The sequence below is a fragment of the Streptococcus mutans genome (genome assembly GCF_006739205.1).
Classification (GTDB): domain Bacteria; phylum Bacillota; class Bacilli; order Lactobacillales; family Streptococcaceae; genus Streptococcus; species Streptococcus mutans.
On the sequence record NZ_AP019720.1, the window covers coordinates 1,539,398 to 1,562,868 of the forward strand.

Here is a 23,471-nt window from a genome sequence, read left to right on the forward strand (position 1 = left end):
TTTAACTTTCTAAAAACTGATGTGCAAGACTGGCTGCCCCAATAATACCAGCGTCATTTCCTAATTCCGCAATTTTAATTTTTGTAGATTGCTTCACTTGTGGAAAAGCATACAATTTAAAATAACTTTCAATATGTGAGCGCAAGAATTCTCCAGCAGCTGATACTCCACCTCCAACGACAACTGTGTTTGGATTAAGGATATTGCTGATATTGGCGGTTGCAAGGCCTAGATAGAAAGTAACTTTCTCAACAACTGAGTTTGCAAATTTATCACCTGCCTGTGCAGCAACAAAAATATCCTTACTGCTCACATCATCACCATTATCAATGCCCGCTTTAATACTGGAAATTCCTTCATATTCTTCTGCTAAATGACGTGCAACACGGACGACACCTGTTGCTGAAGCCACTGTTTCAAGACAGCCTTTATTGCCACAGGTACACTCAAAACCAGTATCCGGCTCAACAATAATATGTCCAATTTCACCACCTGCACCAGCAACTCCATGAATAAGATTGCCATCAGCAATAATGCCGCCGCCAACACCTGTACCAAGTGTTACAAAGACAACATCAGGATTATTATTACCCGCACCAACCCAGCGTTCTCCAAGTGCTGCAACATTAGCATCATTATCAATAGCAAATGGTATCCCCAATTCTGCTTCAATTATTGTTCCTACCTCTTGGGTAGCAGCCCAATTAAGATTAAAAGCACCTGTAACAGTCTTTAGATTACGATCCACAGCTCCAGGAGATCCCATTCCAATACCAACAAAATCCTCCTTAGTTAAATTATAGAGTCCCAAACGATGCTTGATAGAGGACACAATATCTGGAACAATATGTTTCCCATCTTCCAAAATATTGGTTTCAATAGCCCATTTCTCCTGAACTTGTCCATCTAAAGTTAAAATCCCAAATTTAATACTTGTTCCACCAAGATCAATCCCTAAAAGTTTCTTAGCCATTTTCTCTTTCCTTTTCTATTCTGTGCTCCCTGCGTAAAATCAATTCAGCATGTAGATAATCACTCTTTGAAATCAAACCATTATCATAGAGTCTTTCTAACTCAATTTTCATCATTTCAATATCATAAAGACGTTTACCTAAATAAACATAGATGCCAAATTGTTTTAACAGCCGCTGCACATCATATAATGTTTTCATCTCTCAAATTCTACCAAAAAAACAGAAAGTTTTCAAGATTTTTTGCAAGCGCTTGCCTCTTTCTTAATAAAAAAAGCCTGACTTCAACAAATGACATATCTCAATTACTGGACAACTAATCCAACGTCTGGGATATATCAAAAGTGTCAGACTTTCACCTAACATAGAAAATCTTTCTAAATAAATGACTTCCTATCTTCACATACTTATAAACCGGGAGCTTGCCCAAGCTCTGCCTGCAACATCCAGATTGTCTTTTGGGCTTCCGTTTGAGCTGCTGTAAAGATATCATTAGAAACAGCATCACCTTCCTCATCTGTCACATCAAGACCTACTTGATAAAGACTTGAAAGGTAATCATAAACTTGAACAAGGCGTTTAAGATGATCAGTTATTGATTTATCCCATGTACCAACTGTTTCTTCAAGTCTGGAATTCTCATCAAATTCTTTCAAGGTTGAAAACGGAGCGCCACCGATAGTAATCAAGCGTTCACTAATCTCATCAAGATGACCATTCAAGGCATCCATCAATTCATCCATTTTAGGATGCAGATAAAGGAAGCCTGAACCACGCATATACCAATGGACTTGGTGAACAATGGAAGCTGCTTTTGATAAATCCGCTACAGCCTGATTAAGTACAGCCTTGGTTTTTTCATTTCCTGAATTTTCTTTTTTCTCCACTTGATGAATAATAGAAGCGTAGATATTTTCAGTAATTGTATTCGTCATAATAATTCCTCCTTAAAAAATATTCTTTTTATAATCTATATTTTAGAACGATTCTAAATAAAAAGCAATTATTTTGTTTTCTTTTAACGAATAAATAGGTATGAAACTTATTTTATTTTTTATGTTGGGAGCTTCTCTTGGCTCTTTCTTTGGCTTAGTTGTTGATCGTTACCCTCAGAAATCTATTATATTTCCTAGAAGCCATTGCAATAATTGCTATAACTGCTTAACCATGAGGGATCTTATCCCAATATTTTCACGAATCATCAACAAAAATTCTTGTCGCTTTTGCGGTTACCCTATTCCATTGCGTTATTCCTTGGTAGAATTACTCTGCGGACTGATTAGCACAGGTTTTGCTCTTGATTTATTAACCACTTCACAAGTATGTTTGCTCTTCATGGGAGTTCTTTTATCTCTTTATGATTTACAAGATCAGTCTTATCCTTTGACACTGTGGATAGGCTTTACTTTTCTCTTAATGTTTATCTATCCTCTTAACCTAATTAGCTTAATTCTTTTTCTATTTGGTATTTTTGCTGCCCTCAAAAATATTAATATCGGAAGCGGTGATTTCCTCTATCTGGCTACTTTGGCACTTTCTCTTAATCTTCAGCAAATTATTTGGATTATTCAGATTGCCAGTTTATTAGGAATTCTTTACAGCCTGCTTTTTCAAAAGCACAAAGAACCTTTTGCTTTTGTTCCTTTCTTATTCTTGGGTCACCTCATTATCATTTTCTCTCACTTGATTTAAGGATTGTAAGGACACAACTCTAAAGACTTTAAACAAAATATCAAAAAGGAGGCAATCAAATCAAACGTTTATTACATTGGCAATGAGATTACACTCAATAAAAATCAAAAAAGACATACAATAAATTACAGACAACATGGCAAGGCGAAATCACCAACATTCCATTTTGATTTTTGAAAAGGATTAAAAAATCAGCCCATCAGAGAAACAACATTCCCGACTGGCTGATTGAATAATTATTTTTGATAATGGCTTCCTGCATAAATGAAATCTTTTATTTCTTCTTGCATTCCTTCATGTAATCCCTTGACAATTTTTGAACCAACAATGACACCATCTGATACTTGGCTAAAGCGCTTAATATCTGCTAAAGTTGATACACCAAATCCAGTTAAAACAGGGATTTGAGCAATTTCTGTCAAATGTTTTAAATGTTTATCCAAATCATCACGATAATTCCCTGTTTTTCCGGTAACACCATTAATAGCAACAGCGTAGACAAATCCTTGAGCATCTTCAATGAGTTCCTTTTGACGTTCTAGACCTGTTGTCAAGCTGACTAAAGGAACTAAAGCTAAATCTAAATTTTCCAGATAAGGTTTGATAAAACTTTCTTGTTCATGAGGTAAATCGGGAATAATCAATCCTTTGACAGATGTATTTTGCAAATCTGCAACAAATGTTTCAACACCATACTGAAAAACAGGATTAAAATAAGTCATGATAACAAGTGGCACTTGCGTTTTCTTTTCCTGTAACCTAGCAATAATGCTTGCCAGCGATGTCCCCTTTACCAAACTACGTTGGCCAGCCAATTCAATAACAGGACCATCTGCCACAGGATCCGACCATGGAATGCCAATTTCAATGGCTGATACACCTTGAGCTTCCAAAAAAGAAATGGTATCAAAGAGACCGTCTAAACCTTTATCATGATCCCCAGCCATAATATAAGGAATAAAAAGACCTTTGCCTTCTGCCTTGATAGCTTGTAAATGTTTTGTCAGTGTTTTTGTCATAATCTACTTCCCTTCTTTTGCTTCCTGCTTAAGACGTTCTTTAACCTGAGCCACATCCTTATCACCACGTCCTGAGAGGCAAACAATAATGGACTTATCCGCTCCTAGTTCCTTCGCAACTTTTTGTGTCAGAGCAATCGCATGACTAGATTCTAATGCAGGAATAATGCCTTCCAGACGAGATAGCAATTTGAAAGATTCCAGAGCTTCTTCATCCGTAATAGAATCGTAAGTTGCACGTCCAATTTCATTGAAATAGCAGTGTTCAGGACCAACACCTGGATAGTCAAGGCCCGCGGAAATCGAGAAAGCTTCCATAATCTGTCCATGCTCATCCTGCAGCACATCCATAAGAGCACCATGTAAAACACCTGGTCGTCCTTTGGCAAAGGTTGCCGCATGCTTATCGGTATCAAGCCCTAAACCTGACGCTTCCGCACCATACATGGCAACTGATTCATCGTTGACAAAAGGATAAAAGAGTCCGATTGCATTGGAGCCGCCACCGATACAAGCTAAGACTGCATCTGGCAGCTGTCCATTTGAAACTGTCGCAAATTGACGTTTAGCTTCTCTGCCAATAACCGATTGGAAATCACGAACAATTTCTGGGAAAGGAGCTGGTCCAAGAGCAGATCCCATAACATAATGGGTATCCTCAATATTGGTTACCCATGCTCGCAAAGCTGCATTGACTGCATCTTTAAGCACACGCGATCCATCCGTAACAGAATGCACTTTAGCACCTAATAGCTCCATCCGAAAGACATTAAGAGCTTGACGTTTCACATCTTCTTCCCCCATATAAATGGTACATTCCATATCAAAGAGAGCCGCTGCTGTTGCTGTTGCAACACCATGCTGTCCTGCACCTGTTTCAGCGATAATCTTATTTTTCCCCATACGCTTAGCTAAAAGAACTTGCCCCAGTGCATTATTGATTTTGTGTGCACCTGTATGATTAAGATCTTCACGTTTTAGATAAATTTTGGCACCACCAATATAATCCGTCAAACGTTTAGCAAAGTACAAGGGAGTTTCACGACCAACATAATCTTTTAAGAGAGCATCTAACTCTTCATGAAAACTAGGATCAGCTTTGGCTTCACGATAAGCCTCATTCAATTCAATAACAGCTGTCATCAGCGTTTCAGGAATGAATTGTCCTCCAAAATTACCATAAAAACCGTTGTTATTAGGTTGATTATATGTCATTTTTTCACACTTTCTATAAATCGTTTAATTTTCTCTATATCTTTCCGTCCATTTGTTTCAACACCAGATGACACATCAACAGCATAAGGAGCAAAATGTTCAATACATTCTTTGACATTATCACTTGTTAGTCCACCTGCAATAAAGAAAGGCTTTTGTAACTGCTCTGTCTCCAACTGTTGCCAATCAAAAGTTTCACCACTGCCAGCTATGGGAGCATCAAAGAGCAGATAATCTGCTTTACTTGTCAAATTTTCTTTACCTTTTTTAATTTGAACAGCTCGGATAAGCGGAACTGAAAAGTCAGTTTGCAAGTCTTCATCATAGTCACCATGAACCTGTACTAAATCAAGAGGAACTGTCTTTATAGCAATTTTTAATTCCTCCAAAGTCGGACTGACAAAAACACCAACCTTTTTAACTTTTTCTGGAATCATTTTAGCTAATTTTTGAGCCTGTTCTAGACTGACTTGGCGTTTACTTTTGGCAAAAACAAAACCGATATAGTCTGCACCACTACTAACAGCTGCTGTAACCGCTTCTTGTGTTGATAGACCGCAAATTTTAACCTTTGTCAATAGCCAACTCCTTTACTTTATCAGCGACATTATCTGCCTGCATGAGAGCCGTTCCTACAAGAATAGCATTAAAGTAAGGAGCGACGAGTTTACTGTCCTGTCCCGTAAAAATACCTGATTCGGAAATATAAACCTTATCATCTCGGAAATGGGTAGATAACTCCAAGCTGGTATTGATATCTACTTCAAAAGTAACAAGATTACGATTATTGACACCGATAATCTGTGCTCCAATACGATGAGCTATTTCCAATTCAGACAAATTATGGGTCTCCACTAAAACTTCTAGTCCTAAACCTGCAGCAAAGTCATACAATTCCTTCAGTCTCTTCTCTGGTAAAGCGGCCACAATGAGCAAAATAACAGTCGCACCAGCATTACGGCTACGAACAATCTGCTTCTCATCAATAATAAAATCTTTAGCCAAGGTCGGAATACTGACACTGCCAGATATCTCAGCCAAAAAATCAATATTTCCCTTGAAAAAAACCTGATCTGTCAAAACAGAAATCATAGCAGCTCCAGCGGCTTCATACATTTGGGCTTGTTTGACAATGTCAACATCTAAGTTGATGTCTCCCATACTGGGACTAGCTTTTTTAACTTCAGCAACAATCTGCAACTGGTCATGATGCTCTTTTAAAAAATCAAAGAGACGATAGGTTAAGCGAAGCGGTTTGACTTCTTCCATAATTAGACCAGCTAGCTCTTCTTGTTTTTGCTTTAAAATAGTAGGTAAAAACTCTTTAGTCAACTTGCGCCTCCTGTAATGCCTTTAATTTAGCATAAGCCTTGCCTGATGCAATGACTTCACGTGCTAGGTCAATGCCTTCTTTAATCGAATCCACCTTACCATTAGCATAAAAACCAAGACCAGCATTTAAAAGCGTTGTCTCTAAATAAGGACTAGGTTCATTTTTGAGAACACTAACAAGGATTTGAGCATTTTCTTTAGCATCACCACCCTTGATATCCTCAAGCGTAACTTTTGGCATGTCAAAATCTTCAAAAGTGAAACTACCTTGTGAAATCTGACCATTATCCAACAGAGTATAATGATTTTTACCATAAAGTGCTGCTTCATCCATATTATCTGGTCCAGTGATAATAACTGCACGTTTGCGACCAAGAAGTTTAAGAACTTGAGCTAAATCATCTTGTAAGTCCGCCTGATAAAGGCCCAACAGCTGCGTTTCCAAATCCATGGGGTGTGTCAGTGGCCCAATAAGATTCATGACCGTTGGAATACCTAAGGCCTGTCTAGCCGGTGAAATATAACGCATGGCTGGATGCATCTTTTGAGCAAAGAGAAAGACAATACCTGTCTCATCTAGAACTTGGGCCAATTTTTCAGGAGCTAGGACAACATTGATTCCCAATTCTTCAAGGACATCGGCTGAACCTGATTTTGAAGAAATAGAACGATTACCATGCTTAGCAATATGGATGCCACCAGCAGCGAGGACAAAGCTACAAGTCGTTGAAATATTGAAAGAAAAGGACTTATCACCACCTGTACCACAATTATCCATAGCATCGCTTGTTTGGCTAGGAATAACAGCTGCATTTTTTTTAATCGTTTTAACGAGACCTAAAATTTCTTCCGGTGTTTCCCCCTTGATTTTCAAAGCCATCAAGAAGGCTGCTATTTGTGCTTCTGACAATTCTCCTTTAAAAATTTTTTCAGCAACTGCTGTTATTTCAGCTTCTGTTAAATTTTCTTGAGCAGCTAATTTTTCAAAAATGTCTTTCATTTATTTGTCCTCTCTGCATTCTAACCGACTAATCTTACAAAATTCTCAATCATTTTTAATCCTTCAGGTGTGCCAATGGATTCTGGATGATATTGTAAACCATAGATCGGAAGCGTCTTATGCTGAATAGCCATAATCTCGCCATCATCTACTGTTCTAGACGTTACTTCAAAATCTTCTGGCAGCTTATCGACTACTATAGAATGATAGCGCATGATTTCGAGTTTTTCTGCTAATTCTTTAAAAATTGGCGACGATTTTGTGATTGCCATCTGACTTTGCTTGCCGTGCATGACTTGATGAGCTAATCCCAGTTTCCCTCCAAAACTTTCAGCAATGGCTTGGTGTCCTAAGCAAACTCCCAAAATAGGTTTTTCCCCTGTAAAGTCTTTAATCAAGGCTTCCATCCTTCCAGCATCAGCTGGCCAACCGGGGCCCGGTGAAAAGACAAGACCATCTGCCTCTTGAGCTGTTTCATAAAGATCAGCATCATCATTTCTCAATACCTTGACTTCAGTAAAATGACCAATGAATTGTGCCAAATTATAAGTGAAAGAATCATAATTATCAATTAATAAAATCATTGTATCTCTCCTATTCTAGTCATTGCTTTGGCCTTATTAATGGTTTCGTAGTATTCATTTTCAGGAACGCTATCATAGACAATCCCCGCACCTGCTTGAACATAAGCCTTTTGATTTTTGATAATCATGGTACGAATGGCAATGGCAAAGTCCATATCTCCGCTTGCTGACAGATAACCAATTGCTCCTGCATAGATACCGCGCTTTTCTTTTTCCAACTCATAAATGCGCTTCATAGCACGAATTTTCGGTGCTCCTGATACCGTACCCGCTGGCAATGTTGACTTAAGAGCATCCATACCAGTCAAACCAGACAGAAGTTTACCCTTGACAACACTAGTTAAATGCATAACATAGCGAAAAAATTCGACTTCCATGTATTTAGACACTTGAACACTTCCTACCTCAGCAATTTTCCCAATATCGTTGCGGCCCAAATCTACCAACATACGGTGCTCTGCTACTTCCTTGACATCTGATAAGAGCTCTTCAGATAAGTCTTTGTCTTTCTGATCGTTGGCACCACGAGGACGTGTTCCTGCAATAGGATTTGTAGTAACCACACCATTTTTAAGAGAAACGAGACTTTCTGGACTGGCTCCAATAATCTGATAATCACCAAAATCATAAAAGTAAAGATAATTGGAAGGGTTGGTAATACGTAAATTACGATAAAAATCTAGCGGCTTGCCACTAATATCTGCTGAGAAACGCTGGCTGAGCACGCATTGAAACATATCTCCCTGACGAATAAATTTTTTTGCTTTGGTAACCATGTCTTTAAAAGTAGCTTCTTCCAAATGGTTCCTAAAAGTCAAAGTGTGTAAATCGCGTTCCGAAAATTCATCAACCGCCTGTTTTTTAAGATCTGCTAAGACTTCCTGCAAGGCAGCCTTTTGTTCCTCTTCTTCTCTGCCGCTGTAAATATTATCTTCAACAATGACAATTTTTTCTTTCTTATGATCAAAAATAAGATAAGATTCATAAACAAAAAAGTGCATATCCGGTGTTCCAATCGTATCTTGAGGAATCTTGCCAATATTTTCATAAAGACCAACCATGTCATAGCCCACAAAACCAATAGCGCCACCATTAAAAGGTAAATCTTGAGACAGTTGTGATTTGACAGTGATTTGACTGAGATAATCTAAGGGATCACTTTCAATAACTTTGCCATTCTCTGTCAATTGCCCATTTTCAAATTTGATTTCAAAAACAGGATTGTAAGCAACAATTGAAAAACGCGCATTTTCCTTTTCACGAGGGATAGACTCCAAAATCACCTTATGGTCGCCCTGTACACGCATGTAAGCAAGGATTGGGGTCAAAATATCAGCACTCAATATCTTCTTTTTCATATTCAGTCTCACTTTCTATTTAGGTCATGATTACTATTAATCTTTAGCTCTAAAGCTGTGAAAGCCTCAATCATCGTTTGCCAAATAGCCAGAGCAACATCTGGTGATAGACCGAGCTTTTCTGCCTCTTGCTGTCTATTTAAAAGGACTTGTTTCACTCGATCAGGAGCAGTGACAGCTGCTTGACTGTTGATAGGTTTTAGCTGACCAATCTTTTCAACAATTTGCTGACGTTGCGCTAATAGAACTAATAATTGATGATCTAACTGATCAATTTGATTTCTCAGATTCTGGATACTTGTCATAATTATCACCTGCATTAAAATTGAATGAAGATAACAAAAAACCTCACACAGAAAATCTGTGTGAGGGCGTTAAATCTAGCTAACACGGTGCCACCTCAATTAACGGGAACCAATAGTCTTTCCCCGTTATCTTAATCTCCTCTAACAAGGAGTTGCACGATAAGGTGTGCTCACCGGAAGAATATTGTTTATCTTCGCTTTCTAAAAATCAGCCCACTTCCCAAAATTCTGCTGCCTGTTCACAATACCCACAGACTCCCTGAAAACAAAAGGTTTGGTACTTTTCTGATTTATTTCTTACGATTATACACTTTCTAAAAAAGAATTGCAAGCATATTTGCGTATTTTATCATTGGTTTGTGTCAAGTTTCCCTCGAAAAATTTTCTAAAGTCCTAAATCATTGTTTGAGTTGCCCTTGTTACACTGTTTAAAGCTATTTGACTTAGAATCTGAAAACATTTAAGATGCAAAATAAATAAGCCAATCGATAACTTCTAAGACCTTATAACAACAACTTCTAATCTGAGAGATAAATAACCTTTTTTATAATATTGAAAAGTGATAATTTTTAGGATCTATAAAACACATTGTTATAAAAAACAATTCTTTAATAGATTAAATTGTTCTTAACTTCAAATTATGCTATAGTTATAGTTGCTATCATTATTTATTAAGGAGATTTTTCATGTCAAAAACAAGAGCTGAGCTAAAAGCAGAAGCTAAAGCACATCTGCAAGAAAACTGGGGTTACGCCATTGGCTTATATATTTTGCCGGTTTTAGCTGTTATGGGTATCTACTTGGCTTGCATCCTCGTATATGCTACTCTGACTGCCCCTCTTGTCCTATCTATAGGGGAAACTGCTTTTCTTGCAACATTACCACTTCTCATTATTCTGTGGTTACTAGTTTTGGTAGTTTCATCCACGGTGACAATCGGAGTTAATTTAGGATTTCTGAACTTCTTTAGAGGAGGACGTCCAACTTATACTGAAGCGAGTACCTATCTTTTAAAAGAAAAACGCTTTTGGAAGTTCCTCTGGACCAATGTGCTTATGGTCATTTTGCTTTACCTATGGTCATTGCTCTTTCTTATCCCTGGAATCATTAAAACTTACAGTTACTCCATGACCAACTATATTCTTAAAGACAAATTGGAAAAAGGCGAATCAGTAACTGTCACTCAGGCTATTACTGAAAGCCGTCAATTAATGAACGGTCATAAATGGGAATACTTTGCCCTTCAGTTAAGCTTTATTGGCTGGGCCATTTTAGCCAATCTTACCTTTGGTATTGGCTATCTTTGGCTCGCCCCTTACATTGAAACAACCAATGCTGCCTTTTATCAAAATTTGATTGACAGTCAAATAGCAAATCATTCTATTGCATCTCTATCTCAAGAAATTGAAACAGGAACTGTCTAATTCTTAAAATCAATTCTAATACCAAAAGCTAGATAAACATCTGGCTTTTTTACTTGCTCATATAAAAAAACGAGCTTGTTTTCAATCTGAAAATTTAATCCCCTTTCAATTATAAAATTTACCTTAAAATGCTATAATAAAAGAAATGTAAATGTCTTAGGTTATCATCAGAAAGGAGACTAACCAATGAAAATAATTAATGCAAGCTTTTTTATTAAGGCAGACAAAAGAGAAGAGTTTTTAGCCGACACCTTGCCCTTAATTCGTTCATCAAGAGCAGAATCCGGCAACATCAGCTATCAACTCTATGAAGCAATTGATACTCCTAATCAATTTGTGATGGTTGAAGAATGGCAAGATCAAACTGCCATCGATCAGCATAATAGTAACCCTTTATTGATTCAATTGCTGGAGAACTTAAAAATGTACAGCTCAGCCGAACCCATTATCAAAGTGGCAGAAGGCTAGGTTAAGCAGAAAAGGAGTAGAACCAAATCATGATTTCCTAAAAATCGACCTTATCGTCCCACTCCCTTTCTCATACCATTTATCTCATCATTTCAAGCGAGAAACCTACTACTCCTTTAGTATATAACCTTTTTAGATTTATTTTTCAACATAGGTATGAAGAGGATAGCTCGGATAGGTTATCAAGCGAGCCTTTTCTGATGTGATATAACCAGCTGGAGCATCAAGAACAGTTGGAATGCGATTGACAATTGTACCACATGTGAGTGCTACCGTATCAGGTTTGTTAACTGAGAAGATGAGATCTGGCTCTCCTGTAATTTCCCAGTCACACATATCGCCATCATCTTGTCGATAAACTTTACCAATACATTCCACCTCTAAGTCAATGCCTTGATGCGTTTGAACCTTAGTGACTGCCGACATTCCTGTCACTTGACCAGCTGGAATAGTGCGTCCCAAGGTTTCAGAATAGACATCTTCATCTAAAATATAAGGAACGCCTTTTTGATTAATAGATTGGATGGTCCAATTCATTTTCGAGCAGATGGCTTCCGCAGCATTCCACATATAAGATGGTAAACTTTCCGCAGAAGCAATGTCACGTTCAAAACGTTCTAAATCATAACCAGCGCCGTGTGCCTCAGCTAGTGCCAATCCATAATCTTCAACATTATAGCTGACCACACCTCTCACTTTTTTAATCTTATTCATTCCTGCCATTGCTAAACAAGGCATGTTAATCCAGTAAATGTCCTGCATGCCCGACCCCATAATAGTGACATGATTCTCTTTAGCCAACTTATCCAAACGATTGGTCTCAGAAGGGGATGTTGTCCAAGGATAAATGGCTTCTTCACAGGTTGAAATGACATTAACACCATGTTTGATAGCCATTTCATAAAATTCATACATTTCTGGCATATAAGAAAAAATGGTAACAATAGCGATATCGGCATCACAGTTATCAAACACTTGGTCAGCCTTATCAGAAATAATAATACCAGTCTTATGACCAAAGCCAGCAAAATCACCAATATCCTGTCCTACTACTGCTGGATTTTTATCAATAGCACCGACAATTTCAACACCATGATCTACAAGATAATTAAGAATGACCTTTGACATTTTACCACAGCCATATTGGACAGCACGAATTTTTGTATTTCTCATGAGAGGTTCCTCCTTTTATTGCTATAGTCTTTTAGTACTAGGCAGATGCAAATTTAATGGCAAATAAATTCCTTCATCAAACAAGAAGAGATCTATAGAATTTTCTCTAATAGCTGCATTAATTAATATCTTTGAAAATTAAAATTCCCAAAATACCATTATCGGCAATGAACTGCAGAATAACTTGAGTTAAACAAGGAGATTAACAACTCTATAAAAGATAAACTAAACAGCCATATTTATGTCACAAATATATTATAATATCTATAGTAACTATAGAGTCAAGGAGAAATGTTATGGAGTTTATTTTAAAAATTGGAGATTTTTCCTACATTAATAACATCCCTATTCAAACTCTGCGTTATTATGATAAAATTGGTCTTTTAAAACCCTATCGCATTGATCAAAAGACGAATTATCGTTATTATCATATCAATCAATCTCAGATAGTAGACGAAATCCAATATTTAAGACAGCTTGACTTTTCTCTGGAGGAAATTAAAGGAATACTTTCTAAACATGAAAATTTGACTGAACTCAACCATTACATTAATGAACGACGCCAGTGTCTTTTATTTGAAAAGCAACGTTTGGAAGAGCGCTTAGCAGAAATTAATACCTATCAAGCAGGTGCCTTTATGTATGATTATAAAAAGCATAACCAAGGTTTGGAAATTTTGACTTTACCAGCTAGACGAATGATTATTTATGAAACTAAAGAAAATATTTATCAAATGACTGATGAAGCTTATGAATTTAATCTAAGAAAATTTAAACAAGCTTTGAGAAAAAATAATCTCTCTTATTCAACCTTTTCTCGTGTTGGTTCTATTATTGAGAAAGAAGATTTCAAAAATAAAAATTGGTTATCTCATCAAATGTTTATGTTCTTTAATGATATTGTGGAAAAGTTTAAAATAAAGACCTACCCTTCTGCCTTTTATGCTTCAATTTATTGTTCCTCTTTTCAAGAGGAGATTGAAAAATTAGACGATTTCTACCAAATGATTGTTGATAAGGGTTATCAAATTAAGGGAGATTACATTTGCGAGGTCATTTATGAACATCCTAATTTAAATCACAACAAAAGAGAAATATTTATTAGAATGCAGGTCGCTGTTAATAAAGGCTAAGAATTTACAAAAAAGTTGGATAAGTGTACGTATATTATCCAACTTTTTTTATGAGTTAAAACTTATTCAATCCATCATACCTGCTTGGAGTTGATACATTTTGTGATAGGTTCCTTTTTTCGCTAGAAGTTCCTCATGAGTTCCCGACTCAATAATTTTACCCTTATCAAGAACATAAATACAGTTGGCATCTTGAATGGTTGATAAACGATGGGCAATCGCAATGGTTGTCCGTCCTCTACGCATTTTAGCCAAAGAATTTTGAACCAATTGTTCTGTTTCTGAGTCAATATTAGCTGTCGCTTCATCAAGAATTAAAATTTTAGGCGAACTTGCTACCGTTCTGGCAAAAGCCAATAGCTGACGCTGACCAGTTGAAAAACTTGAACCACCTTCACTAACAGGTTCCTCATATTTATGAGCCAATTTTTGAATAAATTGATCAGCATCCACAAATTTTGCCGCAGCTTCAATATCCGCATCTGTCAAATCCTGATACATTTTTATATTAGACTTGATTGTCCCATGATAAAGGAAGGGCTCTTGCAAAACCAGACCAACATTTTTGCGTAATTCTTCTTGGCTATAGTTACGGATATCATGTCCATCAATGGTAACTTGACCTTTTTGAAATTCATAAAAGCGCATGAAAACATTAATAATAGAAGACTTGCCTGACCCTGTTGGACCAACAAAAGCAATCGTTTGACCCTGATTGACTTTAAAAGAAATATGATCTAAAATTTGATGCTGACCATCATATGAGAAAGAAACATCCTTAAATTCAATATTACCAGCTGAAATGCTAATGTCACTATCATCTTGATGTGGTTCATAATCCCTTTCATCTATCAGATCAAAAACACGTCCTGCTGATACCATTGAAGTCTGCAAGGTCGAGAAATTCTGAGTCACTTCAATTAAAGGGTCAAAGAGGCGATTAACATATTGAATAAAGGCATACATCATCCCAGCTGAAATACCAATAGTCTGCCAATTAAATCCAAAATAAGCCATCAAAAGAGCATAAGCCAAAAGCTTCAAAAGCGACATAGCTGGACGTAGGAAAAGACTGTCCAAGGCCATAGAACGATTGGCATAATGAAAATGTTCTTCATTGATTGCCTCAAATTCTGCTTTTAAACGCTCTTCTTGTCCAAAAGCTTGAATAATATTGATACCTCCAATACTTTCAGATAAATTGGTATTGATATCACTCAATAAACTCCTCGTTTTAGCAATAACCTTAACAGACTTTTTACGATAGAGATTGACCAAAATAAAAATAAAAGGCAAAAAAAGCATGACCAGAAAGGTCAAATGATAATTCAGCATTAACATGGTATAAAGGGTAACACTAAAAATAAAAATAGCTGAAATAAAACTAGATAAGATGCCTGAAAACATGTCACTAATACTTTCTGTATCATTGGTTAAGCGCGATACAATCGAACCTGCTGGCGTTTTATCGAAATAGGCCATTCCCAATCTTTCCATATTGGCAAAGGCATCCCTACGAATGTCGCGAACAACACTAAAAGAAACACGCGCAAAAAGAAGATTGCCAAAATATTGTAAAATCGTCTGCAAAACATAGAGCAAGTAGTAGCCCAGCAAAAGTGAAGCTGCTGTCTGATTGAAATGAGTCAAAAAATGATCAATAAAATAAGAGGCCACTAAGGGGACGAAACTTTTAATCACTGTTGTTAACAAAAGGAAAAGCAAGGCGAAGAAAGTTAACCATTTATAGGGCTTAAGATAAGACATCAGACGCCAAAAAACATGGCCTTGGTGTTCATTATTCTTCATCTATTTCTCCTTTCATTTCTAATTGTTGAGATTCATAAGTTTTAGCATACCAGCCGCCTGCCTGAATGAGCTCATCATGACAACCGCGTTCTTGAATGTGTCCATCTTGCATCACTAAAATCAGGTCAGCATGCACAACAGCACTTAAGCGATGAGCAGTAATCAAGGTTGTCTTGTCCTGTCGTGTTTTTTTTAGATTTTCAATGATAGCATGCTCGGTTTTAGCATCAACTGCCGACAGAGAATCATCTAAGATAAGGATATCAGGATTTAGAATCATGGCACGGCTCATGGCAATTCTCTGTTTTTGACCACCAGACAAAGAGACGCCTTTTTCACCAATAATCGTGTCAAAACCCTGCGGCATAGCTACAATATCATCGTAAACTTGAGATAACTTAGTGGCACCTTCAACTGCTGTAAAAGTTAAATTAGGATCGCCAAAGCGAATATTATCCAAAATAGACATGGCAAAAAGAACCTGATCCTGTGGAACATAACCAATTAAACTGCGCAAATCAGCCAAACGATACTGACGAATATCATGTCCATTTAACTTGATTGTACCTTGATTAACATCGTATTCTCGCAAAAGAAGTTTGAGAAGACTGGTTTTTCCTGAACCCGTCTGACCAACAATGCCTAGTGTCTGACCTTTTTTCAAGGCAAAATGAACATCTTTAAGTGTTGCTTCCTTTTCATAAGCAAAGCGGTCAATATCATATTCTAAAGAACCATTTTCAATCTTTGTTAAGGGATGCTTAGGATCTGTAATATCTGATTTTTGAGACAATAAATCCATAATGCGTTCATAAGAAACCGCACCACGCTGAACAATATTAAACAAAAAACCAATCGCCATTAAAGGCCAAACCAGCATATCCAAGTAAGTCACAAAAGTAACCAAACTTCCGACAGTTACTTGACCATTTTTAACAAAAAAAGCACCAACGAGCAGCGTCAAAGCATAGGAAGCTCCCACAAACAAAAGAACCAGAGGATCAAACATACTATCGTACTTCATGGTTATCATATTTTTAGCAAAAGTCATGTCATTTGTTTCCTGAAAAGAAGCTAATTCATTGGTTTGATAACCAAATGATTTCGTCACCTTGATACCTGAAACACTTTCTTGAACCTTATTATTAAGTTCTGAAAAGGCAGCTTGTGATCGTTTAAAACTTTCATGTGTTTTACGTCCTAAACGACTGGTTGCTAAAGCCATTAAAGGCAGAGGAATGATAGCCACCAAGGTCATCTGCCAAGAAATGCTGAAAAACATGGTCATTAAGGTCACCAAAGCAGTAATGGAAGCATCAACTGCTGACATGACACCGCCACCTGCTAATCTGGTCAAGGAATTAATATCATTGGTGGCATGCGCCATCAAATCTCCTGTGCGGTACTTCTGATAAAAAGAAGGCGACATTTTAGTAAAATGCTCAAAAAGACGAGAGCGCATAATTTGCCCCAAACGATAAGATGTTCCTAAAATATAAATCCGCCAAACATAACGTAAGCCGTACATGGCAAAAGCGGATAAAAGCAAGTAAAACAAATCCCATAGAAGCATCTCTTTGTTTAAGTTCTTATTGGTGATATGATCAATAACATGTCCCATCACTTTGGGTGGAATCAGATTGAGCACACTGACCAAACTCAGTGCCGATATTCCAATTAAATAGCGGCGCTTTTCAAGCCTGAAAAACCACCATAAATTCTTTATAACAGACATTATTGTCCTTTCTTTCATTTTGACAAGAAAAACTCCCTCTCATCTGAGGGAAACCTTCTTTTACATTTCTTTTATTATATACCTTGAAGCCAACTCTAAGTCAAGTAAAATGAACTTTCTGAACCTACAAAAAATTACATACAAAAAGCGGAAAGGTCAAGCCTTACCACTTTGAGATTTCTGTTGATAATATGCTCTTATTTTCTTTTGAATAAAAAGGTGACAATAAAAGGCTAATAAACCACCTAAACTATTGGTCCATAAATCATCAATTTCAAAAACACGATTAACATCGAAAAAGAAATCAAGAAGCAGTTGTGTGCATTCAATACTTAGACTTAGGCAAAAACTAAATAACAAGATTTTTTTCTTATTTCTCAAGTTTGGAAAGAGTAACAGAACTTGCAAAACCAAGGGAAAAAGCAAAAAGATATTAACAACATTTTGACCAAACACCCAGATAAGTTTCAAAAGATTGGACAAGTGCCCTAAACTAAATAGTGAATTGAAAGGCACAGGCAGTATAACAAGCCGACCAAAATGCTGAATGTTCGGGGTTTGAACACCCCTTATTGTATGCTGAGGACAAAAACACATATAGCAAATAGCGATAAAATATAAAACCAGCAAAAGCCAAGATAACTTGCGACCGATTGGTTTTAACTCAGCTGTTTCATCAAAAAAAGCAGTCATTACTGAGCTGTTCCAGCAGTCGCTTTCTCACGATCGCGTTTCATAGTATTAGAACGCAGCTGTCCACAGGCTGCATCAATATCAGTTCCATGTTCCTGACGCACCACACAGTTAACACCATTTTTCTTAAGAACATCGTAAAAAGCATCTACACGCTCTTTGGGGCTACGACTGTACTGGTCGTGTTCCGTGACAGGATTGTACGGAATTAAATTAACATAGGAAAGTTTGCGGATTTTCTTAGTCAAATCAGCCAATTCCTGAGCATTTTCAGGGTTATCATTAACACCATTGAGCATAATATACTCAAAAGTCACACGACGGTTGGTCGTTTCAATATAATATTCAATGGCTGCAAATAGTTTTTCCAAAGGAAAAGAACGATTGATGCGCATAATGCTAGATCGCAATTCATTGTTAGGTGCGTGAAGTGAGACAGCCAAATTGACTTGAACCCTTTCGTTGGCAAAATCACGAATTTTATGGGCTAAGCCTGAAGTTGACACTGTAATATGACGAGCACCAATTGCCAGCCCATTATCATCATTTATTGTACGCAGGAATTTGAGCACATTGTCATAATTATCAAAAGGTTCACCAATTCCCATCACCACAACATGACTGATACGTTCACCCTGACCGCGTTCATCAAAATATTTTTGCACCAACATAATCTGCGCTGTAATTTCGCCATTATTAAGGTCACGTTGCTTTTTGATCAAGCCACTGGCACAAAAAGTACAACCAATGTTACAGCCTACCTGTGTCGTCACACAAACAGAAAGACCATAATGCTGACGCATTAACACCGTCTCAATTAACATGCCATCTGGCAACTCGAATAAATACTTGACTGTCCCATCTGCTGACTCTTGAACGATACGCTGTTTGAGCGGATTGACAAGGAAATTTTCATTTAAAAGGGCGATAAAATCTTTTGAAAGATTAGTCATTTCCTCAAAAGACTGAACACGTTTACGGTAAAGCCAATCCCAAATCTGTGTGGCTCGGAACTTTTTTTCACCGTGTTCAATCGTCCAAGCAATTAAATCATTACGGGTTAAGCTATAAATAGATGGTTTCATTTAACTTCCTTTTTCCTTATCACAAAATTATTCTTAGCATCCTGAATCTCTCGCATAGCCTGACGCTCTTTTATCTTTTCACGACGAAGCTTCTCTTGAAGATTCATTTTAGCATTATTTTTATTAAAACGTTTTTTCCTGCGATTATCGCGCCGTTTACGTCTTTGAGAGTTATCTTCTTCACTTTTGATTTCTTTAGGATTAGGATTTTCCAAAACAAAATAGGCACAGCCAAAATTGCAATATTCTTTTAGATAATCATCCAAATAACCAATGTAAGGAGTTTTAGTTTTCCCTTGCATTTCCTCCTTATAGAAGCCCTTCAAACGCAGTTGTTCATTGCCCCAATCACCAACAATATAATCATATTTGAGCAAGATGTCTGAAAAGCGTTGGGTAAAAACAGTCACATCAAAAGCATTTTTGACATTTTCCAAAAGAAGCAAATCAATATCATCACTCTTAACATGATTATCAAAAGTTACAAATTGAGGACCGGGAAACTTATTGTAATTATACATTTCAGGAGTAATGTCTTTTCTCATAGATCTCCTCTCAGGTATTTTTCTACTGTCTGTCTCAGTAAATCAGGAAACAGCAATTGTCCTTTTCTTGATGTTAGGCTATTAAAATAAGGAGCAAAATAATATTGATCCACTAAAACAAGGCTCATTTTATCTTTTCTGCCAATAGCCTTATTATTATACACTATTTTTCCATTTTTGTAAGTAAAACCACTCGTTACTACTTTGCCGAACTGTTTACCGCGAAAGCCCATACCACGAATCTGCTGACTAGCTAATAAATCTGCTTGCGAAAAGATATCGTGACAGATTTCTAAGAGTTCAGTTTGTGTCACTTGAAATTTGACCAGACGCATTTGATGGGGTAAGGATTTGTGGAGGTCTGCCTTAGTAAGATTTTGCGAAAAAGGCTCAACAACCAATCCTGTGTTTATAATAGCTAAATCTGCAACAGCTGACTTCTTCATTGCCTCCATCACTAAATCTGCACACTCTTTCAAACTTGGTTGGCGAGATAATTTGCAGATCAAATTCTCTGCCAGCAACTTTTCGCCTTCTTCAAAAAGATGGGCAACAAAAGCCGCATCTTCTTTTTCCGAATCAAGATCACTGGTTGGCACAGCTTCAATAGCGATATCCGTCAAGCTATGATCTTCAAAATCCAAATCAATTTGTCCCACATGATCTCCGTAACGCCCTGCCGCTGCTAGATAAGTGCCATTGACAACCTCACCTTCTTCAAAGACATGGTGCGTATGGGCGCCAATAATCAAATCAATTTCAGGAACTTGACGCGCTATTTTTTCATCTAAACGAATGCCTAAATGGCTAAGTAAAATACGAAAATCTGCTGCCGCTACCTCTGGATTTTCCAAATCTTTTTTAAGACTGGAAATCGCATCAAGAACTTGCCAACCATTAGGCACATAAGTCCAATAGTAAGGAAAAGTGTAAGCCAAAAGTGCCAGTTTTGTCCCAGCTTTAGTTTCATAAATGACATAAGGCTGAGCCCAAGTAGGACGTCCCTTTTTGTCTCGCAAATTTCCTAAGATGACTTGGAAGTCAGCTTTATGATAAAGCTGATTGATTTCAGCCTTTGCTAGACCAATGCCTTCATTATTGCCAATCGTCGCAAAATCAATTCCTAGATCGTTCATCAAATCAACATTTACCCTACCAGCGCTCACATCGGTCAAAGGATGGCTTTTATCTACATTATCACCAATATCAAATCTTAACACTTCCCTCTGTGTTTTTGAATGTTCAGCAAAAAAACGCTTAATCTTTGGATAAGCTTCAAAGTGAGAATGTAAATCATTGATATGCAAAATACGCAGACTTTCTTTCATTCTTTTATTTTAACATTTTCAGCTCTGATATTAAAAGAGAAAATAAAAGTCCTAGAAATTCTAGAACCTTTATTAGTGTTTTCTTAGGTAATCAATAGCCTCCTGCACATTTTTAACAGGGACAATCTTCATCTTAGTGCCTAATTTTTTTGCAGCCTGCTTAGCTTCTTGATAATTAGTGAGAGCTTTGGGATTTTTTTTCAAAATTGCCTTACTTACAGGATTATTGGGAACAAAAAAGATATCTGCATTAATCCTATCTGCTGCTGCCACTTTCATATCAGCACCGCCAATATCCCCAACAGACCCGTCTTCTCCAATAGTACCAGTACCTGCAATAATACGACCCTTACGTAAGTCCTCTTTCACTAGTTGATCGTAAATATCAAGGGTAAACATGAGACCGGCACTTGGCCCTCCAATACCATTTGTGCTAAATTCGATTTTATCATCAGAAGTGACCTTGGTATGATCAACCAAGCCAATGCCAATACCATTTTTGCCATTTGACAATTTAATAACTTTGCCCTTGGCTGTTTTCTTCTTATTTTCAGAAGTATATTGAACACTGACCTTGCTGCCTAATTTCAGTCCAGACACATATTTAATCAATTCTTTTGAACTATGAAAGGTCTTGTCATTAACGCCTGTTACAGTATCAGCAATATTTAAAACACCCTTGAATGTTGAATTCTTACTAACCTGCAAAACATAAACACCCATATAATTAAAGCTTGCCTTTTTATGAGCTAAAGAAAGAGCTTTATAGATAGCTCCATTTTGTGAGGTTTCCATATAAAACTGATTAATCCTCATATAATCCGCATCACTAACACCACCAGTTGTTTCCTTGGCACTGGTAATTTCTGTAAAAGGGGTCAGCCAAGCATAGAGGACTTGTATGGGGGTTGCCTTACTAAGAGAGACAGCTACAAAATTATAAGATCCCTTCTCTTTATCTTCTTTATGATTAACCGTCACAACAGAACGAATATCATAGGCTCCGCCGGGCATTTCTAAATAGTAAGGAAGAGGAAAAAAGAATACCATTAAAAGCAAAATAAGACTGATACCGCTGATTAGCCACCATTTAAATTTTTTGTTTGTTTTCACATTTTTTCTCCACTTCTTTTACAACTCCCTGCGGAACATAAGGACTGATGTCTGCCCCAAAATGAATAAGCTCGCGTATCCGACTAGAACTGAAATAACGATAGTCTAAAGCTGTTAATAAAAACACAGTTTCAATTTCTTTAGCTAATTGACTATTGAAAAAGGCGAGATTAGCTTCATACTCCAAATCTTGCGCATTTCTTAGCCCTCGAACTAAATGTGTAACCTGATGCTGTCTGGCAATATCAACTGCTAAACTATCTCGAGCTGCAACGACTTCAACATTTTTTAAATCACCCAATGCTTCTTTTAGCATAATTTGCCGCCTAGCAGGTTCAAACAAGCCAGTCTTATCTTTATTGTAAAAAAGCCCAACATAAAGTTTATCAAAAAGTCCGCTAGCACGACGAATAATATCCACATGTCCATTTGTCACAGGATCAAAAGATCCTGCAAAGAGTCCAATTCTATCTGACATAAACCGTTACCTTAGAAATCCCATAAATTTTTTGTTTCCAAATGCCTAATTCTGCAACTTCTTCTGGCAGCTCAACCGCTTTATCCGTTTCACAGACAACCATAACTTCCTCAGACAAAAGCTTTCGCTGACAGAGTTCCTCAATGGTTTTCATAATTTCTTCTTTTGCGTATGGTGGATCTAAAAAAATCAAGTCAAACTGTTCATTTAAATTTGTCAGAGCACGCGCTGCATCCATTTTTAACAGTTGGAATTTATTTCCTTCTTTAGTCATCCTGATATTAGCTTCAATAACAGCTTGAGCTCTGCGATTCTTCTCCACCAAGACTGCCCCAGTCATTCCTCTTGAAATCGCTTCAATAGAAAGACCCCCACTGCCTGCAAAAAGATCCAAGACACGACCACCATCAAAATAAGGACCAATCATATTAAAAATGGCACCTCTAACCTTGTCTGATGTCGGACGAGTTGTCTTACCTTCCAAGGTTTTTAAAGGACGGCCGCCATAATTACCGGAAATAATTCTCATGTCTTCCATTATATCAAAAAGTATAACAATTTCGTACTGGCAAATAATTAAGTAACTATTAAAATAAAAAAGCTAAAGAGTTTGCCACCAGATTGAAAGCAGCTTATAACAAGGACTTTCATAACATTCAGCATGTTTATAGTCCTGTCATTATTTCTTTTACCATTCTAAGTAACAGTATTAAGAGTCTATCAGTATCAGCCAACCACTTTCGATCCATCGAATTAATTGTTCAATTCGATTTAGTTTAAGACTCAACAACATTTAAAATGCAATCTTTTGTAAAATACTCCCTTTACTAACTAAATACGTTGTACCGTGATCAAAACTTATATAGGCTGGAGACATTGAAATCAGCAAACTCAATATCCAATTGTGAAATTTCCTAGGAGTTCGCTGATGTCTATCATCACTTGAGCAAAGTATAAGGAAAGGCAAACTAGATTGTACTTGATTGTACTTTGATTTTAAATCAGTATAAA

The 23,471-nt window shown here is 37.0% G+C and carries 25 protein-coding genes; 4 read left to right on the plus strand and 21 right to left on the minus strand.

What is annotated here, in order from left to right:
- Position 1: 1 nt before the first annotated feature.
- The 3 genes from FNL60_RS07785 to dpr all read right to left on the minus strand — a co-directional run bounded on the left by FNL60_RS07785 (position 2) and on the right by dpr (position 1,906).
- Positions 2–973, minus strand: a complete 972-nt coding sequence (locus FNL60_RS07785; RefSeq protein ID WP_002268147.1) for an ROK family glucokinase — start codon at positions 971–973, stop codon at positions 2–4.
- Positions 966–1,172: a YqgQ family protein gene (locus FNL60_RS07790; protein WP_002262060.1), complete on the minus strand. Its 207-nt coding sequence runs from the start codon at positions 1,170–1,172 to the stop codon at positions 966–968. Before FNL60_RS07790 ends, FNL60_RS07785 begins: the two co-directional genes overlap by 8 nt.
- 206 nt (positions 1,173–1,378) lie before the next feature.
- The gene (gene dpr, locus FNL60_RS07795) at positions 1,379–1,906 is read right to left on the minus strand and encodes a DNA starvation/stationary phase protection protein (RefSeq protein ID WP_002266317.1); all 528 of its coding nucleotides are present in this window, start codon (positions 1,904–1,906) and stop codon (positions 1,379–1,381) included.
- Between the two features lie 100 nt (positions 1,907–2,006).
- Between dpr and FNL60_RS07800 the strand changes: the two genes are divergently transcribed.
- Positions 2,007–2,663 (plus strand): prepilin peptidase, encoded by a 657-nt coding sequence (locus tag FNL60_RS07800; protein WP_002280342.1) that lies wholly within the window; start codon positions 2,007–2,009, stop codon positions 2,661–2,663.
- Positions 2,664–2,899: 236 nt separating this feature from the next.
- Here FNL60_RS07800 and trpA read toward each other — a convergent pair whose 3' ends face one another.
- From trpA to FNL60_RS07840, 8 genes are read right to left on the minus strand one after another with little or no spacing between them, the layout of a single operon-like run.
- Positions 2,900–3,682 (minus strand): tryptophan synthase subunit alpha, encoded by a 783-nt coding sequence (gene trpA, locus FNL60_RS07805; RefSeq protein ID WP_002280343.1) that lies wholly within the window; start codon positions 3,680–3,682, stop codon positions 2,900–2,902.
- 3 nt (positions 3,683–3,685) lie between these two features.
- Complete coding sequence (gene trpB / locus FNL60_RS07810) at positions 3,686–4,897, minus strand: tryptophan synthase subunit beta (RefSeq protein ID WP_002267347.1); 1,212 nt, start codon at positions 4,895–4,897, stop codon at positions 3,686–3,688.
- Entirely contained in the window at positions 4,894–5,475 is a 582-nt protein-coding gene (locus tag FNL60_RS07815) for a phosphoribosylanthranilate isomerase (protein WP_002262055.1), read from the minus strand. The genes trpB and FNL60_RS07815 overlap by 4 nt, the downstream gene beginning before the upstream one ends.
- Positions 5,462–6,229, minus strand: a complete 768-nt coding sequence (gene trpC, locus FNL60_RS07820) for an indole-3-glycerol phosphate synthase TrpC (protein ID WP_002267346.1) — start codon at positions 6,227–6,229, stop codon at positions 5,462–5,464. Before trpC ends, FNL60_RS07815 begins: the two co-directional genes overlap by 14 nt.
- Positions 6,222–7,229: an anthranilate phosphoribosyltransferase gene (gene trpD, locus FNL60_RS07825; protein WP_002262053.1), complete on the minus strand. Its 1,008-nt coding sequence runs from the start codon at positions 7,227–7,229 to the stop codon at positions 6,222–6,224. The genes trpC and trpD overlap by 8 nt, the downstream gene beginning before the upstream one ends.
- A gap of 20 nt (positions 7,230–7,249) precedes the next feature.
- Positions 7,250–7,813 carry an aminodeoxychorismate/anthranilate synthase component II gene (locus FNL60_RS07830; RefSeq protein ID WP_002264433.1) on the minus strand — a complete coding sequence of 188 codons (564 nt, stop codon included), beginning with the start codon at positions 7,811–7,813 and terminating at the stop codon, positions 7,250–7,252.
- The gene (trpE, locus tag FNL60_RS07835) at positions 7,810–9,171 is read right to left on the minus strand and encodes an anthranilate synthase component I (protein WP_002267345.1); all 1,362 of its coding nucleotides are present in this window, start codon (positions 9,169–9,171) and stop codon (positions 7,810–7,812) included. Before trpE ends, FNL60_RS07830 begins: the two co-directional genes overlap by 4 nt.
- Before the next feature lie 8 nt (positions 9,172–9,179).
- Positions 9,180–9,491, minus strand: a complete 312-nt coding sequence (locus FNL60_RS07840; protein WP_011074524.1) for a chorismate mutase — start codon at positions 9,489–9,491, stop codon at positions 9,180–9,182.
- Between the two features lie 671 nt (positions 9,492–10,162).
- Between FNL60_RS07840 and FNL60_RS07845 the strand changes: the two genes are divergently transcribed.
- Both FNL60_RS07845 and FNL60_RS07850 read left to right on the plus strand, forming a co-directional pair.
- The gene (locus FNL60_RS07845; protein WP_002280344.1) at positions 10,163–10,900 is read left to right on the plus strand and encodes a DUF975 family protein; all 738 of its coding nucleotides are present in this window, start codon (positions 10,163–10,165) and stop codon (positions 10,898–10,900) included.
- A 186-nt stretch (positions 10,901–11,086) separates the two neighbouring features.
- Positions 11,087–11,368: a putative quinol monooxygenase gene (locus tag FNL60_RS07850; RefSeq protein WP_002268852.1), complete on the plus strand. Its 282-nt coding sequence runs from the start codon at positions 11,087–11,089 to the stop codon at positions 11,366–11,368.
- 138 nt (positions 11,369–11,506) lie between these two features.
- On the opposite strand, the gene FNL60_RS07855 is transcribed toward FNL60_RS07850, so the two are convergent.
- Positions 11,507–12,541 (minus strand): NAD(P)H-dependent amine dehydrogenase family protein, encoded by a 1,035-nt coding sequence (locus FNL60_RS07855; protein WP_002280345.1) that lies wholly within the window; start codon positions 12,539–12,541, stop codon positions 11,507–11,509.
- A 296-nt stretch (positions 12,542–12,837) separates the two neighbouring features.
- Between FNL60_RS07855 and FNL60_RS07860 the strand changes: the two genes are divergently transcribed.
- Positions 12,838–13,674: a MerR family transcriptional regulator gene (locus tag FNL60_RS07860; protein WP_002280346.1), complete on the plus strand. Its 837-nt coding sequence runs from the start codon at positions 12,838–12,840 to the stop codon at positions 13,672–13,674.
- A 66-nt stretch (positions 13,675–13,740) separates the two neighbouring features.
- On the opposite strand, the gene FNL60_RS07865 is transcribed toward FNL60_RS07860, so the two are convergent.
- The 9 genes from FNL60_RS07865 to rsmD all read right to left on the minus strand — a co-directional run bounded on the left by FNL60_RS07865 (position 13,741) and on the right by rsmD (position 22,989).
- Complete coding sequence (locus FNL60_RS07865) at positions 13,741–15,483, minus strand: ABC transporter ATP-binding protein (protein WP_002280347.1); 1,743 nt, start codon at positions 15,481–15,483, stop codon at positions 13,741–13,743.
- Positions 15,473–17,236, minus strand: coding sequence for an ABC transporter ATP-binding protein (locus FNL60_RS07870; RefSeq protein ID WP_018110167.1), 1,764 nt, complete (start codon positions 17,234–17,236; stop codon positions 15,473–15,475). Before FNL60_RS07870 ends, FNL60_RS07865 begins: the two co-directional genes overlap by 11 nt.
- Before the next feature lie 138 nt (positions 17,237–17,374).
- On the minus strand, positions 17,375–17,911 hold the full coding sequence (locus FNL60_RS07875) for a VanZ family protein (protein ID WP_002262043.1): 537 nt from the start codon (positions 17,909–17,911) through the stop codon (positions 17,375–17,377).
- Complete coding sequence (gene rlmN, locus FNL60_RS07880; RefSeq protein WP_002268849.1) at positions 17,911–18,996, minus strand: dual-specificity RNA methyltransferase RlmN; 1,086 nt, start codon at positions 18,994–18,996, stop codon at positions 17,911–17,913. The genes FNL60_RS07875 and rlmN overlap by 1 nt, the downstream gene beginning before the upstream one ends.
- Positions 18,993–19,541, minus strand: coding sequence for a YutD family protein (locus tag FNL60_RS07885; protein WP_002268848.1), 549 nt, complete (start codon positions 19,539–19,541; stop codon positions 18,993–18,995). The genes rlmN and FNL60_RS07885 overlap by 4 nt, the downstream gene beginning before the upstream one ends.
- A complete protein-coding gene (locus FNL60_RS07890; RefSeq protein WP_002280348.1) occupies positions 19,538–20,869 on the minus strand; it encodes a bifunctional metallophosphatase/5'-nucleotidase in 1,332 nt (443 codons plus the stop codon). Before FNL60_RS07890 ends, FNL60_RS07885 begins: the two co-directional genes overlap by 4 nt.
- A gap of 72 nt (positions 20,870–20,941) precedes the next feature.
- Positions 20,942–21,982 (minus strand): S16 family serine protease SepM, encoded by a 1,041-nt coding sequence (sepM, locus tag FNL60_RS07895; RefSeq protein WP_002280349.1) that lies wholly within the window; start codon positions 21,980–21,982, stop codon positions 20,942–20,944.
- Positions 21,960–22,460, minus strand: a complete 501-nt coding sequence (coaD, locus tag FNL60_RS07900; protein ID WP_002264419.1) for a pantetheine-phosphate adenylyltransferase — start codon at positions 22,458–22,460, stop codon at positions 21,960–21,962. Before coaD ends, sepM begins: the two co-directional genes overlap by 23 nt.
- Positions 22,450–22,989 (minus strand): 16S rRNA (guanine(966)-N(2))-methyltransferase RsmD, encoded by a 540-nt coding sequence (gene rsmD, locus FNL60_RS07905; RefSeq protein ID WP_002262037.1) that lies wholly within the window; start codon positions 22,987–22,989, stop codon positions 22,450–22,452. The genes coaD and rsmD overlap by 11 nt, the downstream gene beginning before the upstream one ends.
- Positions 22,990–23,471 lie beyond the last annotated feature (482 nt).